Genomic DNA, 17,558 nt, shown 5'->3' with positions numbered 1-17,558 from the left:
GGCCCAATATGGCCTATACCTTGGAATAATTCCAGACAAGCACCGCACGATAGATGAACATTCTTGTCAAGTTTGTGTGGGCGGTCGTGCAAACCATAATCCCAATATGGCGCGCATTCGGGTGGGCGGATTACTAAGTTAAGTCCGCGAGATCGACCAGGAGCAGTTCATCCATGTCACAATCAGCACCGGCTTTGGCATCCGCCCGGTTCGATGCCGACGCGGAGGCCAAGCTTTCGGCGCTTCGGCGCACCAAGTTCGTCGCCACCGCAGCGCTCGCGCTATGCGTCCTCATCTTTGCGGTGGCCAAGTCGTTCGAGGGCCGTTTTGCCTGGCTGGGCTTCGTCGCCGCTTTCGCCGAGGCGGCGACGATCGGCGGGCTGGCCGACTGGTATGCGGTGGTGGCGCTGTTCAGACGGCCGCTCGGCCTGCCGATCCCGCACACCGCGATCATCCCGGAGAACCAGAACCGCATCGCCGACAATCTCGGCCGCTTCATCGAGGTCAATTTCCTGGCGCCCGAGCCGGTGCGCGAAAAGCTTGCCGAGGTCGACTTTTCCGCGCTCGTCGCCGACTGGCTGGCCGACCAGAACCGCGCCGCCGATCTGTCGCATTTCGTCGGCCGGCTGGTGCCGCAGACACTGGCGGCGGTCGAGCAATCCGGCCTGCGCGGCTTCGTCACCAGCCGCATGCTGGAGCAGATCGAAAAGGTGCCGCTGGCGCCGCTCGCCGCCGAGTTGCTGTCGGCTCTGACCGATGATCGCCGCCACCAAAGACTGTTCGACGAATTCACCAAGGTCGTTGGCCGCTTCCTGAGCGACGAGCAGGCGCTGGCAACGATGCGCGAGAAGATCCGCGAGGAACTGCCGTCGCTGTTCAATCTGTTTCGCGCCGACGCCTATCTGCTGAAGAAGATCGTCGCCTCCGCCGGTTCGCTGCTCGACGAGGTGAGGGCCGATCCCGATCACCCGATGCGCGCCGAGTTCGACCGTTTTGTCCTGACCTTCGTCGAGCGGCTGAGGACGTCCAAGCAATACGCCAAGCGCGCCGAGAAACTGAAGCGCGATTTCCTCGCCCGGCCGGAGCTGAAGGCGCTGGCCGGCGATATGTGGGAAAGCCTCAGTGTGGTTATCGAGCAGGACGCCAAGGCGCCGAATTCGAAGATTCGCGCCCACCTCGCCAACATGTTCGTCGAGGTTGGTCGCCATCTTGCCGGCGACGCGCAGATCAGGGCCGACATGAACCAGGGGTTCGTCGTGGCGCTGTCTTCCTTCGTCGAAAGCCAGAAGAGCGGCGTCTCGAAATTCATCGCCGATCAGGTCAAGCGCTGGGACCTTGCCCAGCTCACCAGGCTGATCGAGATGAACATCGGCAGGGATCTGCAATATATCCGCTTCAACGGCATGGTCATCGGCGGCCTTGCCGGCATCGTGCTCCATACGCTGGAACGGCTGTTCATCGTCGGCTGAGCCGCAACTATTGCGCCTCCGAATGGACCGCGAAGCTCCAGTACCCTATTCTTCCCTTCAGGTGCCGCATTCGCAGCAACAGGGGAGAAACCAGCATGGCAAAGCGACCGGAATCCGACACCTTCATGGACATATTCGGCAGGTTCGGCCGCGACCTGAAGCTGCCGAACGTCGATGTCGAGGCGATCCTCAACCATCATCGCAAGAACCTTGAGGCACTGGAAAAATCAGCCAGGGCGAGTGCCGCCGGAGCGTCGTCGCTGCTCTCCAGACAGCGCGAGATGCTGCAGGACACACTGCACGAGATCGCCGACATGGCGCAGAGCTACAGGGCGCCGGGCGATCCTCGGGAGTTGATGGCCAAGCAAGCCGCGTTCGCCAGGAAATCCTTCGAGACTGCATTGAAGAATGCCGGCGAGGTGGCCGAACTGACCAGGAAATCCGGCACCGAATCGGTCGAGATCCTGCGCGACCGCATCAAGGAGGCGATGGCGGAAATCCGCAGCAGCTACGATAAGAAGTAAGCTGTTCCCACACCAAAGCAGGCGGATTTTTCTCCCGTCATGTCCGGCTCCTGAAAGCCGTATTGTTGGTCCTTGGCCCCGGCGGGGCGCACAAGTGTCCTCTTGCCCGGATGAACCTGTTTCCGGCGCTGGACACCGGCACCGACGCGATCCGGTTTGGGATACCGCAGCGGAAGGCGCGGAGCGAATTGACAGAGGCGGCCGGTTCGTGGTCCGGAGGCAGGGCAAGCGATCGGGAAAGCAGGAATGACGCAAACACGGCTGAGGACGCCGCCGACCTACGAACAGCTCAGGACGATGACAGGGCAGGAGCTTGGCGTGTCGGACTGGACGACGGTCGACCAGAGCCGCATCGACCAGTTCGCCGAATGCACGGGCGACCGCCAATGGATCCATGTCGATCCAGAGCGGGCGAAGCGGCAGAGCCCGTTTCGCGCCACCATCGCGCATGGCTATCTAACGCTGTCGATCATCGGCGCGCTGGCGCTCGATATGGGCATCGTGCCCGAAAACACGCAAGCCGTCTTCAACTATGGTTTTGACAAGGTGCGGTTCCTGGCGCCGGTCAGGGCCGGCGCACGCATCAGGCTGCGCATCACGCTTTTGTCCATGGAGGACAAAGGCCCCGGCCAATATCTGATGAAGGCCGCCAACATCGTTGAGATCGAAGGTGAGCAGAAGCCGGCGCTGACCGCCGAAACGCTGGTTATGCTCTATGAGCGGCGGCGCAGGCGGGCAGGGGCGTGAGGGGCGAAGCGCTGCATTTTTCGTGACAGCGAAAATCAACGCGACATCGCCACTTCGAGCGTCCTGAAAATTCTCTCGTCTGCCGACTGCGCGACGTTGAAGCGCAGGAAACGGCTGGCAGTTTGGGACAGGCTGAACGCATTGCCGGGCGCCAGAACGACATTGGCCGACAAGGCGCGGCGGGCCATTTCAGCTGCATCCACGTCTTCCGGCAGGCTGCACCACAAAAACATGCCGGCCGGCTGGTCGATCCACGGCGTGATGCCGATTGCCTTCAGGCGGGTGCTTGTCTCAGCCATGGCGCGTGAAAGCCGCGTGCGCAGCAAATCCACGTGCTTGCGATAGCTGCCGTCCTTCAGCAGCGTCAGCACCAGTTCGGAGGCAAGCCGTCCGCCGCCGAAGGACGTGGCGATCTTCAGGTCGGTCAGCCCTTCCATCCAGTCGCGCGGAGCCGCGATGAAGCCGCAGCGCACCGACGCCGAAAGCGTCTTGGAGAAGCTGCCGATATGGACGGCGCGACCAAGGCCGTCGAACGCCGCCAGCCTGGGTGCGGGCGTGTGTTCGAAGTCGGCAAAGATATCGTCTTCGATGATCGTCAGATCCGATTGGTCGGCGAGCTTGAGCAATCGATGGGCGACGACCGGCGACAGAATTGCTCCCGTTGGATTGTGAAGCGCGGAATTAGTGATGTAGAGGCGCGGCCGGTGCTCGAGCAGCGCCTGCGCAAACAGCTCGATATCCGGCCCCGACGGCGTATAGGGAACGCCGACCACGTTGGCCCGGTGAGCGCGCAACAGGGCATGGAAGTTGAAATAGCAGGGGTCGTCCACCAGCACCGTGTCGCCCGGCTCGAGCAGGAACCGGCAGAGGAGGTCGATGGCCTGGGTGCCCGATTCCGTCAGCATGATCTGGTCGGGAGAGGCTTCGATGCCGTGCTCTGCCATGCGCCGTGCGAGCAGATGACGCAGCGGCGCCAGCCCGAGCGGGGTGCCGTAATCCGTCAGCGTGACATCATCGCCGCGTGCCATTGTCCGCAGTGCCCGGCGCAATCCAGCCTCCGGCATCCACGAGGCAGGCAGCCAGCCGCAGCCGGGTTTGAGCACGCCGTCGCCGGCTTCCAGCGACTGGCGCGAAACCCAGAGCGGATCGACAGCACGGTCAAGCCTGGGGCCGATCTCGGCCAGTGACAAGGGAGCCAGCGGTCCGGCGGCATAAAAACCCGAACCTGGACGCGAGCGGATGATTCCCTCCGCCGCAAGGCGCTCATAGGCTTCGACCACGGTGGATTTGGAAACCTGCATGGTTCTCGCGAAAGCCCGGATCGAAGGCAGTCGTGTTCCCGGTGTCAGGCTGCGCGCGGCGATCCTGTGCCTGATCGTCGACATGACACTTTCGACAAGCGTCACGCTGCCCTCACTTGCCGTCGCCTGCTCGTCCATCCGTACTGCTCAACCTACCATGACAGTTTTATCAAACTGTACCTCATTGTCTCTGGTAGCGCCATACGTCCGGTCCGATAGAGGGCGAGAACATCAGGAGCATGCGATGGACAAGACGGCGGGTGGCTGGATCAACGGATTTGTGGGCGTTCTGATTTTCAGCGGATCGCTTCCGGCAACGCGCATGGCGGTGATGGATTTCGATCCGGCTTTCCTAACCGTCGCCCGCGCTGCCACGGCAGGCATACTCGGCCTCGCGCTTCTGCTCATTTTTCGCCAGAAGCGCCCGGAGCGACGAGATCTGTTGTCGCTGGCCATTGTGGCGCTCGGCGTCGTGGTCGGCTTTCCGCTGCTGACCGCGTTGGCGCTCAAGCACATCACCTCGGCCCATTCCATCATTTTCGTCGGCCTGTTGCCGCTGGCGACGGCGATCTTCGGCGTCATTCGCGGCGGCGATCGCCCCAAACCGGCCTTCTGGCTGTTTTCGTGCCTTGGCAGCGCCCTTGTTGCCGGTTTTGCGGTGACGCAAGGCGTTTCGGCCTCGCCGATTGGCGACATGCTGATGCTGGCCGCAATCATCCTGTGCGGACTGGGCTATGCGGAAGGAGCCACGCTGTCCCGCAAGCTTGGCGGCTGGCAGGTAATCTCGTGGGCGCTGGTGCTGTCGCTGCCGGTCATGCTGGCTCTGACGCTCATCACCATGCCGCAGTCGCTCGAAAGCGTCGGCAAGGCCGCCTGGATCGGCCTGGCCTATGTCTCGCTGTTCAGCATGCTGATCGGTTTTGTGTTCTGGTATCGCGGACTGGCGCAAGGCGGCATCGCTGCGGTCGGACAGTTGCAGCTTCTCCAGCCTTTCTTCGGCCTTGGGCTGGCGGCAATGCTGCTGCACGAAAAGGTCAGTCCTGCCATGATAGCGGTCACTGCTGCCGTCGTGCTTTGCGTGGTCGGTGCGAAGAAATATGCGCGGTAGGCGCCGGCCCTTCTTCCTTCTCCCCTTGGGGGAGAAGGTGGATTGGCGCGCAGCGCCAAGACGGTTGAGGGGTGCTGGCCGGAACGCCCACGTGCCAAGTTGGAACACCCCTCATCCGACCGCTTCGCGGCCACCTTCTCCCACAAGAAGGGGAGAAGGGAGAGCCGACTTGGCTAGAACTTCGTCACCACGCCAATGCCGATGCCTTCGAAACCGCCCATCGCCATCAAGGCCGCGGGCGCCTCGTCGAGGCTGATCTTCTTGCCGACCAGAAGCTCGGGTTTCAGCTTGCCGGTGCGGATCATCTCCATCATCGCCTGGTAGCGGTGGGCCTGCATGCCGTGGCTGCCGCGGATTTCGAGTTCGAAGGCAATCACCTTGTCCATCGGGATCTGCGGCCTGGCGTGATCGCCGAGCATCAGGCCGACCTGCACATGGCGACCGCGCCGGCGCAGATTCGCGATCGAGTTGAATGAGGTACTGGAATGGCCGAGCGCGTCCATTGACATATGCGCGCCGCCATTGGTGATCTGCTTCACCGCCTTGACCACATTCGGCGTCTTCGACGCGTTGATCGTCGCCACCGCGCCGATCTTACTGGCGAAGTCCAGCTTCTCGTCGGTAAGGTCGATGGCAATCACGTTGGCGCCCATGGCGCTGGCGATCATGATCGCCGACAGGCCGACGCCGCCGCAGCCATGCACGGCCACCCATTCGCCGGGCGTCACCCGGCCCTGGTCGACAATGGCGCGGAACGAGGTGACGAAGCGGCAGCCGAGGCTGGCGGCGGTGGCGAATTCCATTTCGTCCGGCAAGCGGACCAGATTGGTGTCGGCATGGTCGATGGCGACATATTCGGCGAACGAGCCCCAGGCGGTGAAGCCGGGCTGGGACTGATGCTCGCAGACCTGATGGTTGCCGGAGCTGCATTCGAAGCAGCGGCCGCAGCCGACGGCGAACGGCACGGTGACGCGCTCGCCCGCCTTCCAGCGGGTCACCTGCTTGCCGGCAGCCACCACGACGCCGGCAAGCTCGTGGCCCGGCACATGCGGCAGGCGGATGCCGTCGTCATGGCCCATCCAGCCATGCCAGTCGCTGCGGCAGAGACCGGTCGCCTCGACCTTGATGACGACGCCGCCCAGTGCCGGCTCCGGATCGGGAACGGTCTGGATCGTCGGCGCTTCGCCGAACTTTTGGAAGACAACGGCTTTCATCGGCAATTCCTCATGCTAATCCACCTGCCTCTACTCGGCATCGATCTGGTTCTCGGGTGCGGCCTTTCGGAAGGCCGGCAACGCCATGCAGGCGGCGTGGATTCGTGTGATCGTCGGGTAGGGCGTCATGTCGACGCCGAAACGCGCATTGCTGGTGACCTGAGCCACCAGGCAGATGTCAGCCAGCCCCGGCGTGTCGCCGTGGCAGAATGTCCCGGTTTCGGACGAGGAAGCCAGAATCTTTTCAAGCGGCTGGAAACCTTCGTTCACCCAGTGCCGGAACCAGTTGGCAACGTCCTCGTCGCCGGCGCCGAACAGGGTGCGCAGCGAGGTCAGCACGCGTAGATTGTTCACCGGATGGATGTCGCAGGCGATCATCTGGGCCAGCATCCTGACGCGGGCCCGGCCAAGTGCGTCCTGCGGCAAAAGCGGCGGTTCGGGCCTGGTCTCGTCGAGAAATTCGATGATCGCCAGCGATTGCGTCAACAGCGTGCCGTCGCCGAGGATCAGCGCCGGCACCAGCCCTTGCGGATTGACCGCGAGGTAGGCGGGCTCCAGATGCTCGCCGTGGCGCAGATGATGCGGCACGTACTGGTAGGTCAGTCCCTTCATCTCCAGCGCGATCCGCACCCGGTAGGAGGTGGAGGAGCGGTAGTAGTTGTGAAGGACGAGGTCGCTCATTTCTGCACATTCGGCCGATTTGGCCGACCGGGCAAGGCATGGTGGTCCGGAAATTGCCGTCTGCGCCCTTTCGGCCAGGATGGCGATGTACTATTTGCCAATAATCTGGCCATGGTCGCTGGGCTATTCTATCCTGCCTGAACTGAACGAATGCCATGACCGCAGTCAACGATCGCGCCCGGTTTCTGATCATCGACGACCACCCGCTGTTTCGCGAGGCGCTGCACAGCGCTGTGCAAATGGCCTATCCGGACGTCGACACTGTCGAGGCGCGTTCGATCACCGAGGCATTTGAGCTACTGGCGGATGCGAAGCCATTCGATCTCGCGCTGCTCGACCTCAGCATGCCTGATGTGCATGGCTTCGACGGGCTGCTGCAGCTTCGGACCCGCTATCCGCGCCTGCCGGTGGTCATCGTTTCGGGGCATGAGGAGCCCAAGATCATTTCCGAGGCGTTGTCCTATGGCGCTGCCGGCTTCATCCCGAAATCGGCGCGCAAGAGCGATCTGGCCGCCGCCATCCGCTCCGTGATGGAAGGCGCGATCTACGTGCCCGAAACCTATGAAGGCCAGCCGCCGGACGCCGACAGCACCGACCGCGCCGAGATGGTGCAACGCCTTGCCAAACTCACGCCGCAGCAATTGCGGGTGCTGCAGATGCTGCGCCAGGGCTTGCTAAACAAGCAGATCGCCTACGAGCTGCAGGTCGGCGAAACCACTGTCAAGGCGCATGTTTCCGAGATCCTGCGCAAGCTCAACGTCTACAGCCGCACGCAAGCCGTCATCGAGGTTTCGAAGCTCGACAGTGCCGAGCTGTTTCGCGGCCAGGCGGGGTTTTGAACGGGCGTCGCTCCGTCGTCATATAGCGCTTAGGCTACGACAAACTCCGGATAGGATTCTCGAAACTTCTTCAGACAGGGAATTGCATCGCCATAGCCTACAATTATGTCATTCTGGTCGCGAATTGTCAGAAATCTGAGATTCGGCGTAAAGCATACGTGATCTACCCCACCGTAGTGCGCATGAGGCATCGCCAATCCGATGGAGCTGGGGAGTTTAAATAAAGTGTCCGGCTTGGATATTTGTCCGTGCAATTCGGTCAACACATAAACCGAGTTGCCAATTACTTCTCTATACATCGTGTAGAATGCGATGAAATAAGAAAATCCTCGAGTTCTATATGCCGCCGATTGAAACCCATCAATCTCTCGCGCTACGACCGGCCTAAGATCAAAGACTTTTCCATAATTGGCTATAAGCTCGCCATATATGGCGCTAAACCGATCTCCATTTGTTACTTCAAATGGCAAACTAAATCTGTGGAGGCAATCGACAAAATTTTCATCTGTCTGATTTCTGAATTTCATACCCAGTACCGAAAAAGCAATTGCGGTGACAGTGCACCATTTTGGATTACGGTGACAGTGCACCATTCAATTACGGTGACAGTGCACCATTTTTCTTTCGTCGCCTGCCTCGTTTTCCTGGTTTCACGGCTTTGCCGATTTGCTTGGCAATCCGGTCCAGAAACGCATCATTGCCCAACGGTCGACCGATGCTCTCGGTATTACGGTTGTATTACGGTGACAGTGCACCATTTTTCTCTCGTCGCCTGCCTCGTTTTCCTGGCTTCACGGCTTTGCCGATTTGCTTGGCAATCCGATCCATAAATGCGCCATTGCCCAGCGGCCGACCGATGCTCTCGGCCTTACGCAGCGCGTCGAAGGCCGCAACATCCGTGTCGAGCAAATCGAACAGCCCTGTCGACGATGGTAGCCGGTCCTTCATCGGCCTCAGATCCGTAACGCCGTCGGGCTCATCCGTCAGATGCCCCCGAGCGCTTGACCAGGGCCAATCCGTCGCCTGCTTCACCAGTCCCGCGCGCACCGGGTTCAGCCCGACATAGCGCACTGCCGACAACAGATGATCCTCGTCCATGGCGACGGCGCCGAAGCGGCCTTGCCAGAAATGCCCGGTTCTCTTTTGCCGCACGTGGATGGTCCCGGCATAGGCTCGATGCACTTTGGCGAGCGCGCGCCGCAGGCCATCCGCGTCGGTCGGCGTTAGGATCAGGTGCACGTGGTTCGGCATCAGGCACCACGCCCAGATGCCGACATCGGCGAGCCGGCAATGCTCGACCAGCAGTCTCTTGTAAAGCGCATAGTCCTCGGGTGTGAAAAACACTTTGGCGCGCCCGTTCCCTCGCTGCGTCACGTGGTGCGGCATACCGGGAATGACAATGCGGGCAAGGCGAGCCATGCGGTCACGGCTGTGCAAACGCAAAAATGCACTGTCACCGTTATTCACCGTAATTCAAATGATGAAATTAACGCAAAACGCGATCATCATCCTTGTTCGCTCGCGCTACAAAAAAGCTCTTTATCGCGGTAATTATAATCCTTGGAAACATTATAATTCGCACAGGCCATGCGTATTTATACCTGTAATAAAGCGCTTCAGAGAACAGGCTCCCTTTATTCATTCCTTTCTCGAGGATTGTTTTCGCTTCGTTAGTCCTACCTTCTGAAGCCAAGTAAAATCCATACAAGTAGTAAATGGCACCCAATCTCCAGTCATTTTTCTCGGCGAACAGCGTGTGCACGAGTGGGTCACGCGCTAGTACAAGTATCTTCATCCATTGAAAGAGAGGCCTCTCGCCCAATTTTTCGGACGCTTTGCGGAGCCAAAACTCTGACTGACCCAGGTCTTTAGGTAAATATCTCCCGGCTGCAAAATCCAAACCGACAGCGAGTTGGGCATCTGGATCGCCGCTTTCCGCCCTAGGTAAAAAGTAGTCTTTCCACTTTTCTTGCTTATCGGCAAAATCATCCACTTTGTTCCTCTCTCTCTCTCTCTCTCTCTCTCTCTCTCGATTCGATTTCAGCCGAGCTCAGAGCCATGCAGCATAACTTGGGATCGGCACACTGTGCGCTGAAATCGGACAGAGATCATCCTCTTGATTGAAACGGGTTATCGGAACCGTATTCGATTTTGGATCGAATGCTTTAGGAGCCAATTTCAACGTCGGCGCTTGCTGGGGGAGGGGTGGGTGGCGGGGTGCCAATCTTATCGGGCTCGGGTGAGAGGTCAGGTTTATTCGCTGGCGAATACGGTGACAGTGCACGATTTTTCTTGTCGCTCGCGGTCTTCTGCGAGTGTTTTTGGGAGAGAAGGAATCAAGCCAAGAGATGCGCCAACAGCGCGCGTAATTGCGCCGGTTTCAGCGGCTTGCGCATCAGCTCGATGCCGGCCGCACGGGCGGCTTTCGCAACGGTCTCCGAACCGTCGGCGGTGACGATCAGCGCCGGCACGGCGCGGCTGAGATAATCGCGGACTTCGGCGATGGTCGTGGTGCCGAGGTCGCCGCCGTCGAGATGCTGGTCGGCTATGACGATGTCCGGCACCCAGGCCGTATCGCCAAGCATGTCGAGCGCAGCATCGGTCGAGGTGGCGGGGCGCACCAGACATTGCCAGCGCTCGAGCAGGGATGTCATCGCCTGCAGCACCTCGACGTCGTTCTCGACCAGAAGCACCTTTGTGCCGAACAGACCGTAGCCGCGCGGCCGCTCCATGTCGGCGGTGCCGGCAATGGCATCGACGCTGGCGCCGATCCCGACCGGAACGTCGATATGGAAAATCGTGCCATGTCCGACCTTCGACGAAAACGTCACGGGATGGCCGAGTGCGGCGGCGATACGGCGCACGATGGCCAGGCCCAATCCCAGCCCGCCGCCGGCAAGCCCGGCATCGGTCGGGATCGTGCCGCGGTGGAATTCCTCGAAGACAGCCTCGCGCTGGTCGTCGGGGATACCGCAGCCGGTATCGGCGACATCGATGCGGATCGTGTCGCCGCGATGCCTGGTGCCGACCAGCACGCCGCCGGAGCGGGTGTAGCGCAGCGCGTTGGAAAGGATGTTCTGCAGGATGCGGCGCAGCAAGGTGCGGTCCGAACGCACGACGGCGTTGACCGGCCGGAATTTTAGCGTCAGGCCCTTCATTTCGGCGACCGGCAGGAAATCCGAGCGCAGCGACGAAAACAGCATCTCCAGGCTGACATCGCCGATATCGGGCTGCACGACGCCGGCGTCGAGCTTGGAAATGTCGAGCAGGGTGCGGAGCAGGTCCTCCATCGTCTCCAGCGACCGCTCGACCTGCCGGACCAATTTTTTGCCCTCGTCGCTGGTCTGCACTTCGGCCAGCGCCGAGACGGAGAGATGCGCGGCGTTCAACGGTTGCAGCACGTCGTGGCTGGCGGCCGCCAGGAACCTGGTCTTGGACAGGTTCGCCAGTTCGGCGTTTTCCTTGGCGGCACTGAGATCGATGTTTGATTGTTCCAATCTACGCAGTGTCGAGTGCAGTTCCTCGGTGCGCGTACGCACTCGATTCTCGAGCGAAATCGCGGTCTGGAACAGCGAGAACGCATTGCCCTGCTGGTCCATCGAGCGCTCGACGCGGCTGACAAGGGCTGCGTTAATCTTCTTCAGCTTCTCCAGGTCGTTGATGTTCCTGAGCGGCATAAGAACCTCCTACTCCGCCGCCTGCCGCTCTCCGAAGGCGATGCCGGTGAACGTCTGGTTCAGATGCATCGACCGGTACTGTTCGCCATAGGTGCCGAAGCCGATGACGTTGTTGACCTTGTAGAGTTCCGAAATCTCCCGAAAGACCTGGCGGTTGAGCGCGTCGAGCCTGCGCAGCACGCAGTCGAAACCGAGGATCATGTCGATGCCGCCAAGCCTTTCCTCGACATCCCTGAAGGCGGCACGTGTCGATTCAACCATGTTCTTGGGCTGGGCAATGGAAAGGACGACGCCATCGTCGATGGCGCAGAAGAACGACAGCGAGCCGTCCGCGTGCATTTTCTGGATCGAGCGGCAGTAAAACTCGCCGCCCACTTTCACCACCACCGGGTGCGAGGCAAAACTCAGTGGCGTCAGCATCTGCCGGATGACGCCGACCGAAGCGGCATATTCCTCCGCGGCATTGGTGGCGTTGAATTCGCGTACGGTGCGGTGATCGGGATCGGACGCGGTCACCACCAGCTTCTCGTCGGTGGGAACGAAATTGTCGGTCTTGAACACGTGGAAAGGAATTTCCGTGGTGATCAGCACGATGATCGCGCTGTCGGAGGTAACCTTGCCGTTCGAGATCAGCCGCGTCGTCTCGAATTTCAGATCATCCCCGGCCGACCCGCCGATCAGTGGAATATCGTCGAGCCCCCAATGGATGGCGGAGGTCACCGCTTCCTCGGCATAGGACAGCCCGTCGATGAAGCAGAGCGCGAAGGTGGTGTTGGACCGTTCGTACCCGACGCGGCCTTGCAGCGAGCGCCGCAGCGCCCCGACTTCACTGGTGATCCTGTCCATGCCCGACGAAGAGAGACTGTCGACCATGGTGCTCGCGACCGAAAACGATGCTGACGGAAGCAGCAAGGCGAGGATCTGGCCTTCCTCCAGACCGCGCGGCGTGATTTCGCCGGCGGTGGAGCAGCCGGCATAGGCAAGTGCCGGCGCGTTGATCTTCAGCGCGTCCGACAGGGCCGCCGCATCGACAAGGCTCTGGGAGAAAAACAGCAGGGCGAAGCCGGCATCGATGGCTGCGGCTTCGACCGCAACCGCCTGGGTGAACACATTGGCGTCGGGCTCATCCGTGGTGAGCACCGATAGGCCGCATGCATAGCGCGTCCGTGAACTGGCCAGCGGCTTCCTCCTCGATTCCTCCGACGCTCTTTTTGTGCGCGTCTGGCGCGCCGGCGTCGACATCATTGTTGTCTTCAAGTGCTGCTTTGGCAATGAGCCAACACGATGGATTTGAAGTTTCTGCTATTTTGACGGCATCAGCGCTGAGAAACTTCGAATCCAAAACCACACCGGAAGGGAGCGTGATCCATGGAAGCGCAGGTCAGGAAGCTGTTCGAACGGTACGAGCAGCTTTTCCGGAAATCTCTCGCAGGCGATGCCGACATGGACGAAGTCACATCGGTCTATGCCTCCGCCTTCATTGCGGCGTCGCCTGCCGGCGTCATGGTCGGGAAGAACGACGACCAGCTCAAGCAAGTTATGGAGCAAGGTTATGCTCATTATCGAGCGATCGGCACGAAGGAGATGCGGATACGGGATGTTCGCATCTCGCCGATAGACGAGCATCACTGCGTTGCTCGCGTCGCCTGGACGTCGATCTATGCGCGCAAAGGCCAACCGGACGTCACGATAGATTTCGACGTCCACTACCTCGTGCAGAAGCTGGACGGAGAGCCGAAAATATTTGGGTGGGTGTCAGGCGACGAGCAGGAGGTTCTCAGAAAACACGGCGTCGGCTGAATCGGCTTGCCGCGCTAGCCGTCCGTGGCCGCAAGGCGGCATCGCCACAGCGATCGTGGTTTCGCTTCGCTCCGCCGTTCCGGCCTTTGCGTGACCGAAAGTACAATAGGCGGATTTTCGGGCGAACTGCATTCTCACGACTTCGGGATTGCAAGCTGCTTTTTCCGCACGTTATACGGGAGGGGAAGAGCGGCAGCCGGGAGCACTCACGCGGCATCGGCGACAAGACGACCAAGGTAAATTACCCAGGGAGGTTTCATGTCGGACATATCGTTGACGGTGAACGGAAAGCGGGTCGGTGGCCTCACCGAAGACCGCACGTTGCTGGTTCATTTCTTGCGGGAGAATCTTGGACTCACCGGCACGCATGTCGGTTGCGACACTTCGCAATGCGGCGCCTGTGTGGTCCATGTCGACGGCAAGGCGGTAAAGTCCTGCACAATGCTTGCGGTGCAAGCCTCCGGGTCGACCATCGCGACGATCGAAGGCTTGGCGGACGGAGCCGACCTGCATCCAGTGCAGGCGGCGTTCAAGGAGCATCACGGACTGCAGTGCGGTTTCTGCACGCCGGGCATGATCATGACGGCGACCGACATGGTCAACCGGCACCCCGAAGGCCTCGACGAGGCCACGGTGCGGGCCGAGCTCGAAGGCAACATCTGCCGCTGCACCGGCTACCACAACATCGTGAAGGCGATCCTCGCCGCATCGGAGACGATGTCGGCGAAGGGTAAGGCCAAGCAAGCGGCGTGAGAAGTCAGTAGTGAGTAGTGAGTAGTCAGTAGATATCTGGATCGGCTGTCTATCTGAAATTCCATTCACCATTCACCACTCGCCACCACTCACCACTCACCACTCACCACTCACCACTCACCACTTACTACTTACTACTTACTACTTACTGCTCCAGCAATTCGGAGGAATTTCTGCGATGGGCATTGAAGGTGTTGGCGCTCGGGTAGCGCGCAAGGAAGACAAGCGGTTCATCACCGGCGCCGGCCGCTATGTCGAAGACATGGTGGTTCCCGGCATGAAGCATGCGGCCTTCGTGCGCAGCCCGCACGCGCATGCTGAGATCAAGAAGATCGATGTCAAAAAGGCCCAGGCCATGCCAGGCGTCATCGGTGTGCTGACCGGCAAGGAACTCAAGGCCGACGGCATCGGCAATCTCATCTGCGGCTGGATGATCCATTCCAAGGACGGCTCGCCGATGAAGATGGGGGCGTGGTCGCCACTGGCCTTCGACAGGGTCCGCTATGTCGGCGACGCGGTGGTCGTCGTGGTTGCCGAAACCAAGGGGCAGGCGCGCGACGCGGCCGAAGCGGTCGACATCATCTACGAAGAACTGAAGGCGGTCGTCGATGCTCCGAAGGCGCTCGAAAGGAGCGCACCACAGATCCATCCGGAAGCCGACGGCAACCTGATTTTCGACTGGGAGCTCGGCGATAGCACGGCGACCAACGCGGCGATCAAGGCCGCTGCCCACGTCACCCGCATGACGATCGTCAACAACCGGTTGGTGCCCAACGCCATGGAGCCGCGTGCAGCACTTGGTTATTACGACAAGGCCGAGGACCACTACACGTGCTGGACGACCTCGCAGAACCCGCATCTCGCGCGCCTGGTGATGAGCGCCTTCTACAATGTCGCGCCCGAAAACAAGCTGCGCGTCATCGCGCCGGATGTCGGCGGCGGCTTCGGCTCGAAAATCTATATCTATCCGGAAGAAATCATCTGCCTGTGGGCTTCGAAGAAGACCGGCGTGCCGGTCAAATGGGTCGCCGACCGCACCGAGAGCTTTCTCACCGACGCCCATGGCCGCGACCATGTCTCGACGGTCGAAATGGCTTTCGACAAGGACAACAGGATCACCGCGCTGAAGGTCGACACCATCGCCAACCTCGGCGCCTACATGTCGCTGTTCTCGTCCTGCGTGCCGACCTATCTCTACGCGACGCTGTTGTCGGGCCAGTACGATATTCCGGCGATCCACGCCAATGTGCGCGCCGTCTATACCAACACCGCACCGGTCGACGCATATCGCGGGGCAGGGCGGCCCGAGGCCACCTATCTGCTCGAACGCACCATGGAGACCGCCGCTCGTGAGATGGGCGTGTCGCCGGCGGAGCTTCGCCGAAAGAACTTCATCACATCGTTCCCGCACCAGACACCGGTCATCATGAACTATGACGCCGGCGATTATGCCGCTTCGCTGGACGCGGCGATGGAGGCTGCCGATTATGCCGGTTTTGCCCAGCGCAAGGCGGCCGCCAGGGCGAATGGCAAGCTGCGCGGCATCGGCATGAGCTGCTATATCGAGGCCTGCGGGCTGGCGCCGTCGGCGGCGGTCGGCTCGCTCGGTGCCGGCGTCGGCCTGTGGGAATCAGCCGAGGTACGCGTCAACGCCGCCGGAACGATCGAAGTATTGACCGGCTCGCACAGCCATGGCCAGGGCCATGAGACGACTTTCGCACAACTGGTCAACCAGCGCTTCGGCGTGCCGATCGACAGTGTTTCGATCGTCCATGGTGATACCGACAAGGTCCAGATGGGCATGGGCACCTATGGCTCGCGCTCGGGCGCCGTCGGCATGTCGGCTGTCGCCAAGGCGCTCGACAAGGTCGAGGCCAAGGCCAAGAAGATCGCCGCCCATCTGCTCGAGGCCGACGAGGGCGACATCGTCATCGAAAACGGTGCATTGAAGGTCACCGGCACCGACAGACAAGTGCCGTGGTTTCAGATGGCGCTTGCCGCCTACACCGCCCACAACCTGCCGGGCGGCATGGAGCCGGGGCTGAAGGAGACTTCATTCTACGATCCGTCGAACTTCACTTTCCCCGCCGGCTGCTATGTCTGCGAGGTCGAGATCGATCCGGAAACCGGCGTCACCGAGATCGTCCAGTTCGTCGCCGCCGACGATTTCGGCAACATCATCAATCCAATGATCGTCGAAGGCCAGGTGCATGGCGGCGTCGCCCAAGGCATCGGCCAGGCCTTGCTGGAGGGCACCCGCTACGACGCCAGCGGGCAGCTTTTGACTGCGAGCTATATGGACTACACGATGCCGCGAGCCGACGACCTGCCGTCGTTCAAGGTCTCGACCTCGAACACGCCGTGCCCGGGAAATCCGCTCGGCATCAAGGGCTGCGGCGAGGCCGGCGCCATCGGCTCACCGCCGGCAGTGATCAACGCCATCACCGACGCCATCGGCATCACCGATATCGCCATGCCGGCATCGCCGTCCACGGTCTGGGCAGCGATCCGGGCGACGACGAAACACTGAAAGGGGTGAATAGTGAATGGTCAATAGTGAATAGTTAGATTGGCGTCGAGTTCACGAAGCTTCCGATTCACCATTCACCGTTCACTAATTCACTTTAGCGGAGAATCCCATGTACTCAGTCAATTATCACCGCGCCGCCTCGGTCGCTGATGCCGTCAAGCTGCTAGAGAGCGGCGATGCGAAGCTGCTGTCGGGCGGCATGACGCTGATCCCGGCGATGAAGACGCGGCTTGCCGCACCGTCCGATCTCGTCGACCTTTCGCATATCGAGGAATTGAAAGGCATCGAGGTGTCGGGCAGCACCATCACCATCCGCGCCGGCACCACGCATTACGACGTCGCCCGCGACGAGAGGCTGAAGACGGCCTGTCCGGCTTTGGCCCACATGGCTTCTCTGATCGGCGATCCGGCCGTACGCTACAAGGGCACGATCGGCGGCTCGATCGCCAATAATGACCCGGCGGCCGATTATCCGGCAGCACTTCTTGCGCTTGACGCCACTATCGTCACCAACAGGCGCGAGATCGCTGCCGACGCGTTCTTCACCGGCCTGTTCGAGACGGCGCTGGAGGACGGCGAGATCGTCACCGCGGTGACCTTCACCGCGCCGGCCAAGGCGGCCTATGAAAAATTCCGCAATCCGGCATCGCGCTATGCGATCGTCGGTGTGTTCGTGGCCAAGGGCGCGGACGGAGTCCGCGTCGCCGTCACCGGGGCCGGCGACAACGGCGTTTTTCGTTCCAAGGAAATCGAGGCGGCACTTGCCACGAATTTCGACGCCGCTGCCCTCAACGGAGTGAAAGTGCCGGCGAATGATTTGATGACTGACATCCATGCCTCGGCCGATTATCGCGCCAATCTGATCGTGGTGATGGCCAAGCGCGCGGTGGCTGCCGCCAACGCCTGAAGATACCG

Annotated in this window: 16 protein-coding genes; 9 read left to right on the top strand and 7 right to left on the bottom strand. The window is 60.9% G+C overall.

Annotation, left to right across the window (positions count from 1 at the left end; genetic code table 11):
* Positions 1-173 precede the first annotated feature (173 nt).
* The 3 genes from ACWTU7_RS17615 to ACWTU7_RS17605 all read left to right on the top strand — a co-directional run bounded on the left by ACWTU7_RS17615 (position 174) and on the right by ACWTU7_RS17605 (position 2,740).
* A complete protein-coding gene (locus ACWTU7_RS17615; protein ID WP_455839348.1) occupies positions 174-1,469 on the top strand; it encodes a DUF445 domain-containing protein in 1,296 nt (431 codons plus the stop codon).
* A 95-nt stretch (positions 1,470-1,564) separates the two neighbouring features.
* On the top strand, positions 1,565-1,993 hold the full coding sequence (locus ACWTU7_RS17610; RefSeq protein WP_095521986.1) for a phasin family protein: 429 nt from the start codon (positions 1,565-1,567) through the stop codon (positions 1,991-1,993).
* Between the two features lie 246 nt (positions 1,994-2,239).
* Positions 2,240-2,740 carry a MaoC family dehydratase gene (locus ACWTU7_RS17605; RefSeq protein ID WP_095521987.1) on the top strand — a complete coding sequence of 167 codons (501 nt, stop codon included), beginning with the start codon at positions 2,240-2,242 and terminating at the stop codon, positions 2,738-2,740.
* 35 nt (positions 2,741-2,775) lie between these two features.
* On the opposite strand, the gene ACWTU7_RS17600 is transcribed toward ACWTU7_RS17605, so the two are convergent.
* Positions 2,776-4,179 (bottom strand): aminotransferase-like domain-containing protein, encoded by a 1,404-nt coding sequence (locus ACWTU7_RS17600; protein WP_455839347.1) that lies wholly within the window; start codon positions 4,177-4,179, stop codon positions 2,776-2,778.
* A gap of 106 nt (positions 4,180-4,285) precedes the next feature.
* On the opposite strand from ACWTU7_RS17600, the gene ACWTU7_RS17595 reads away from it, so the two are divergent.
* Entirely contained in the window at positions 4,286-5,149 is an 864-nt protein-coding gene (locus ACWTU7_RS17595) for a DMT family transporter (protein ID WP_455839346.1), read from the top strand.
* Positions 5,150-5,322: 173 nt separating this feature from the next.
* Here ACWTU7_RS17595 and ACWTU7_RS17590 read toward each other — a convergent pair whose 3' ends face one another.
* Both ACWTU7_RS17590 and maiA read right to left on the bottom strand, forming a co-directional pair.
* The gene (locus ACWTU7_RS17590; protein WP_455839345.1) at positions 5,323-6,363 is read right to left on the bottom strand and encodes a zinc-dependent alcohol dehydrogenase family protein; all 1,041 of its coding nucleotides are present in this window, start codon (positions 6,361-6,363) and stop codon (positions 5,323-5,325) included.
* A gap of 30 nt (positions 6,364-6,393) precedes the next feature.
* A complete protein-coding gene (gene maiA / locus ACWTU7_RS17585; protein WP_455839344.1) occupies positions 6,394-7,044 on the bottom strand; it encodes a maleylacetoacetate isomerase in 651 nt (216 codons plus the stop codon).
* A 155-nt stretch (positions 7,045-7,199) separates the two neighbouring features.
* Here maiA and ACWTU7_RS17580 point away from each other — a divergent pair, with 155 nt between their 5' ends.
* A complete protein-coding gene (locus tag ACWTU7_RS17580) occupies positions 7,200-7,883 on the top strand; it encodes a response regulator (protein ID WP_023803603.1) in 684 nt (227 codons plus the stop codon).
* A 738-nt stretch (positions 7,884-8,621) separates the two neighbouring features.
* Here ACWTU7_RS17580 and ACWTU7_RS17575 read toward each other — a convergent pair.
* From ACWTU7_RS17575 to ACWTU7_RS17560, 4 genes are all read right to left on the bottom strand, one after another.
* On the bottom strand, positions 8,622-9,302 hold the full coding sequence (locus tag ACWTU7_RS17575) for a transposase (RefSeq protein ID WP_455839343.1): 681 nt from the start codon (positions 9,300-9,302) through the stop codon (positions 8,622-8,624).
* Positions 9,303-9,369: 67 nt separating this feature from the next.
* Positions 9,370-9,876, bottom strand: a complete 507-nt coding sequence (locus ACWTU7_RS17570; RefSeq protein ID WP_455839342.1) for a hypothetical protein — start codon at positions 9,874-9,876, stop codon at positions 9,370-9,372.
* A 343-nt stretch (positions 9,877-10,219) separates the two neighbouring features.
* A complete protein-coding gene (locus tag ACWTU7_RS17565; protein WP_455839341.1) occupies positions 10,220-11,560 on the bottom strand; it encodes an ATP-binding response regulator in 1,341 nt (446 codons plus the stop codon).
* 9 nt (positions 11,561-11,569) lie between these two features.
* Positions 11,570-12,805 carry an FIST N-terminal domain-containing protein gene (locus tag ACWTU7_RS17560; protein WP_455839340.1) on the bottom strand — a complete coding sequence of 412 codons (1,236 nt, stop codon included), beginning with the start codon at positions 12,803-12,805 and terminating at the stop codon, positions 11,570-11,572.
* Positions 12,806-12,928: 123 nt separating this feature from the next.
* Here ACWTU7_RS17560 and ACWTU7_RS17555 point away from each other — a divergent pair, with 123 nt between their 5' ends.
* From ACWTU7_RS17555 to ACWTU7_RS17540, 4 genes are all read left to right on the top strand, one after another.
* Positions 12,929-13,360: a DUF6841 family protein gene (locus tag ACWTU7_RS17555; RefSeq protein ID WP_455839339.1), complete on the top strand. Its 432-nt coding sequence runs from the start codon at positions 12,929-12,931 to the stop codon at positions 13,358-13,360.
* A 258-nt stretch (positions 13,361-13,618) separates the two neighbouring features.
* Positions 13,619-14,113: a (2Fe-2S)-binding protein gene (locus ACWTU7_RS17550; RefSeq protein WP_455839338.1), complete on the top strand. Its 495-nt coding sequence runs from the start codon at positions 13,619-13,621 to the stop codon at positions 14,111-14,113.
* 178 nt (positions 14,114-14,291) lie between these two features.
* Positions 14,292-16,643: a xanthine dehydrogenase family protein molybdopterin-binding subunit gene (locus ACWTU7_RS17545; protein ID WP_455839337.1), complete on the top strand. Its 2,352-nt coding sequence runs from the start codon at positions 14,292-14,294 to the stop codon at positions 16,641-16,643.
* Positions 16,644-16,752: 109 nt separating this feature from the next.
* On the top strand, positions 16,753-17,550 hold the full coding sequence (locus tag ACWTU7_RS17540) for an FAD binding domain-containing protein (protein ID WP_135936907.1): 798 nt from the start codon (positions 16,753-16,755) through the stop codon (positions 17,548-17,550).
* The last annotated feature ends 8 nt before the right edge of the window (positions 17,551-17,558 follow it).

The sequence above is a fragment of the Mesorhizobium sp. BHscii genome (assembly GCF_053848065.1).
This window is presented reverse-complemented; position numbering and strand designations above follow the sequence as displayed.

Coding starts and splice junctions, on each gene's coding strand:
- ACWTU7_RS17560 (WP_455839340.1), bottom strand. CDS start 12,805: ATGATGTCGACGCCGGCGCGCCAGACGCGCACAAAAAGAGCGTCGGAG.
- ACWTU7_RS17600 (WP_455839347.1), bottom strand. CDS start 4,179: ATGGACGAGCAGGCGACGGCAAGTGAGGGCAGCGTGACGCTTGTCGAA.
- ACWTU7_RS17590 (WP_455839345.1), bottom strand. CDS start 6,363: ATGAAAGCCGTTGTCTTCCAAAAGTTCGGCGAAGCGCCGACGATCCAG.
- ACWTU7_RS17615 (WP_455839348.1), top strand. CDS start 174: ATGTCACAATCAGCACCGGCTTTGGCATCCGCCCGGTTCGATGCCGAC.
- ACWTU7_RS17605 (WP_095521987.1), top strand. CDS start 2,240: ATGACGCAAACACGGCTGAGGACGCCGCCGACCTACGAACAGCTCAGG.
- ACWTU7_RS17580 (WP_023803603.1), top strand. CDS start 7,200: ATGACCGCAGTCAACGATCGCGCCCGGTTTCTGATCATCGACGACCAC.
- ACWTU7_RS17575 (WP_455839343.1), bottom strand. CDS start 9,302: ATGGCTCGCCTTGCCCGCATTGTCATTCCCGGTATGCCGCACCACGTG.
- ACWTU7_RS17550 (WP_455839338.1), top strand. CDS start 13,619: ATGTCGGACATATCGTTGACGGTGAACGGAAAGCGGGTCGGTGGCCTC.
- ACWTU7_RS17595 (WP_455839346.1), top strand. CDS start 4,286: ATGGACAAGACGGCGGGTGGCTGGATCAACGGATTTGTGGGCGTTCTG.
- ACWTU7_RS17610 (WP_095521986.1), top strand. CDS start 1,565: ATGGCAAAGCGACCGGAATCCGACACCTTCATGGACATATTCGGCAGG.
- ACWTU7_RS17565 (WP_455839341.1), bottom strand. CDS start 11,560: ATGCCGCTCAGGAACATCAACGACCTGGAGAAGCTGAAGAAGATTAAC.
- ACWTU7_RS17540 (WP_135936907.1), top strand. CDS start 16,753: ATGTACTCAGTCAATTATCACCGCGCCGCCTCGGTCGCTGATGCCGTC.
- ACWTU7_RS17545 (WP_455839337.1), top strand. CDS start 14,292: ATGGGCATTGAAGGTGTTGGCGCTCGGGTAGCGCGCAAGGAAGACAAG.
- ACWTU7_RS17555 (WP_455839339.1), top strand. CDS start 12,929: ATGGAAGCGCAGGTCAGGAAGCTGTTCGAACGGTACGAGCAGCTTTTC.
- maiA (WP_455839344.1), bottom strand. CDS start 7,044: ATGAGCGACCTCGTCCTTCACAACTACTACCGCTCCTCCACCTCCTAC.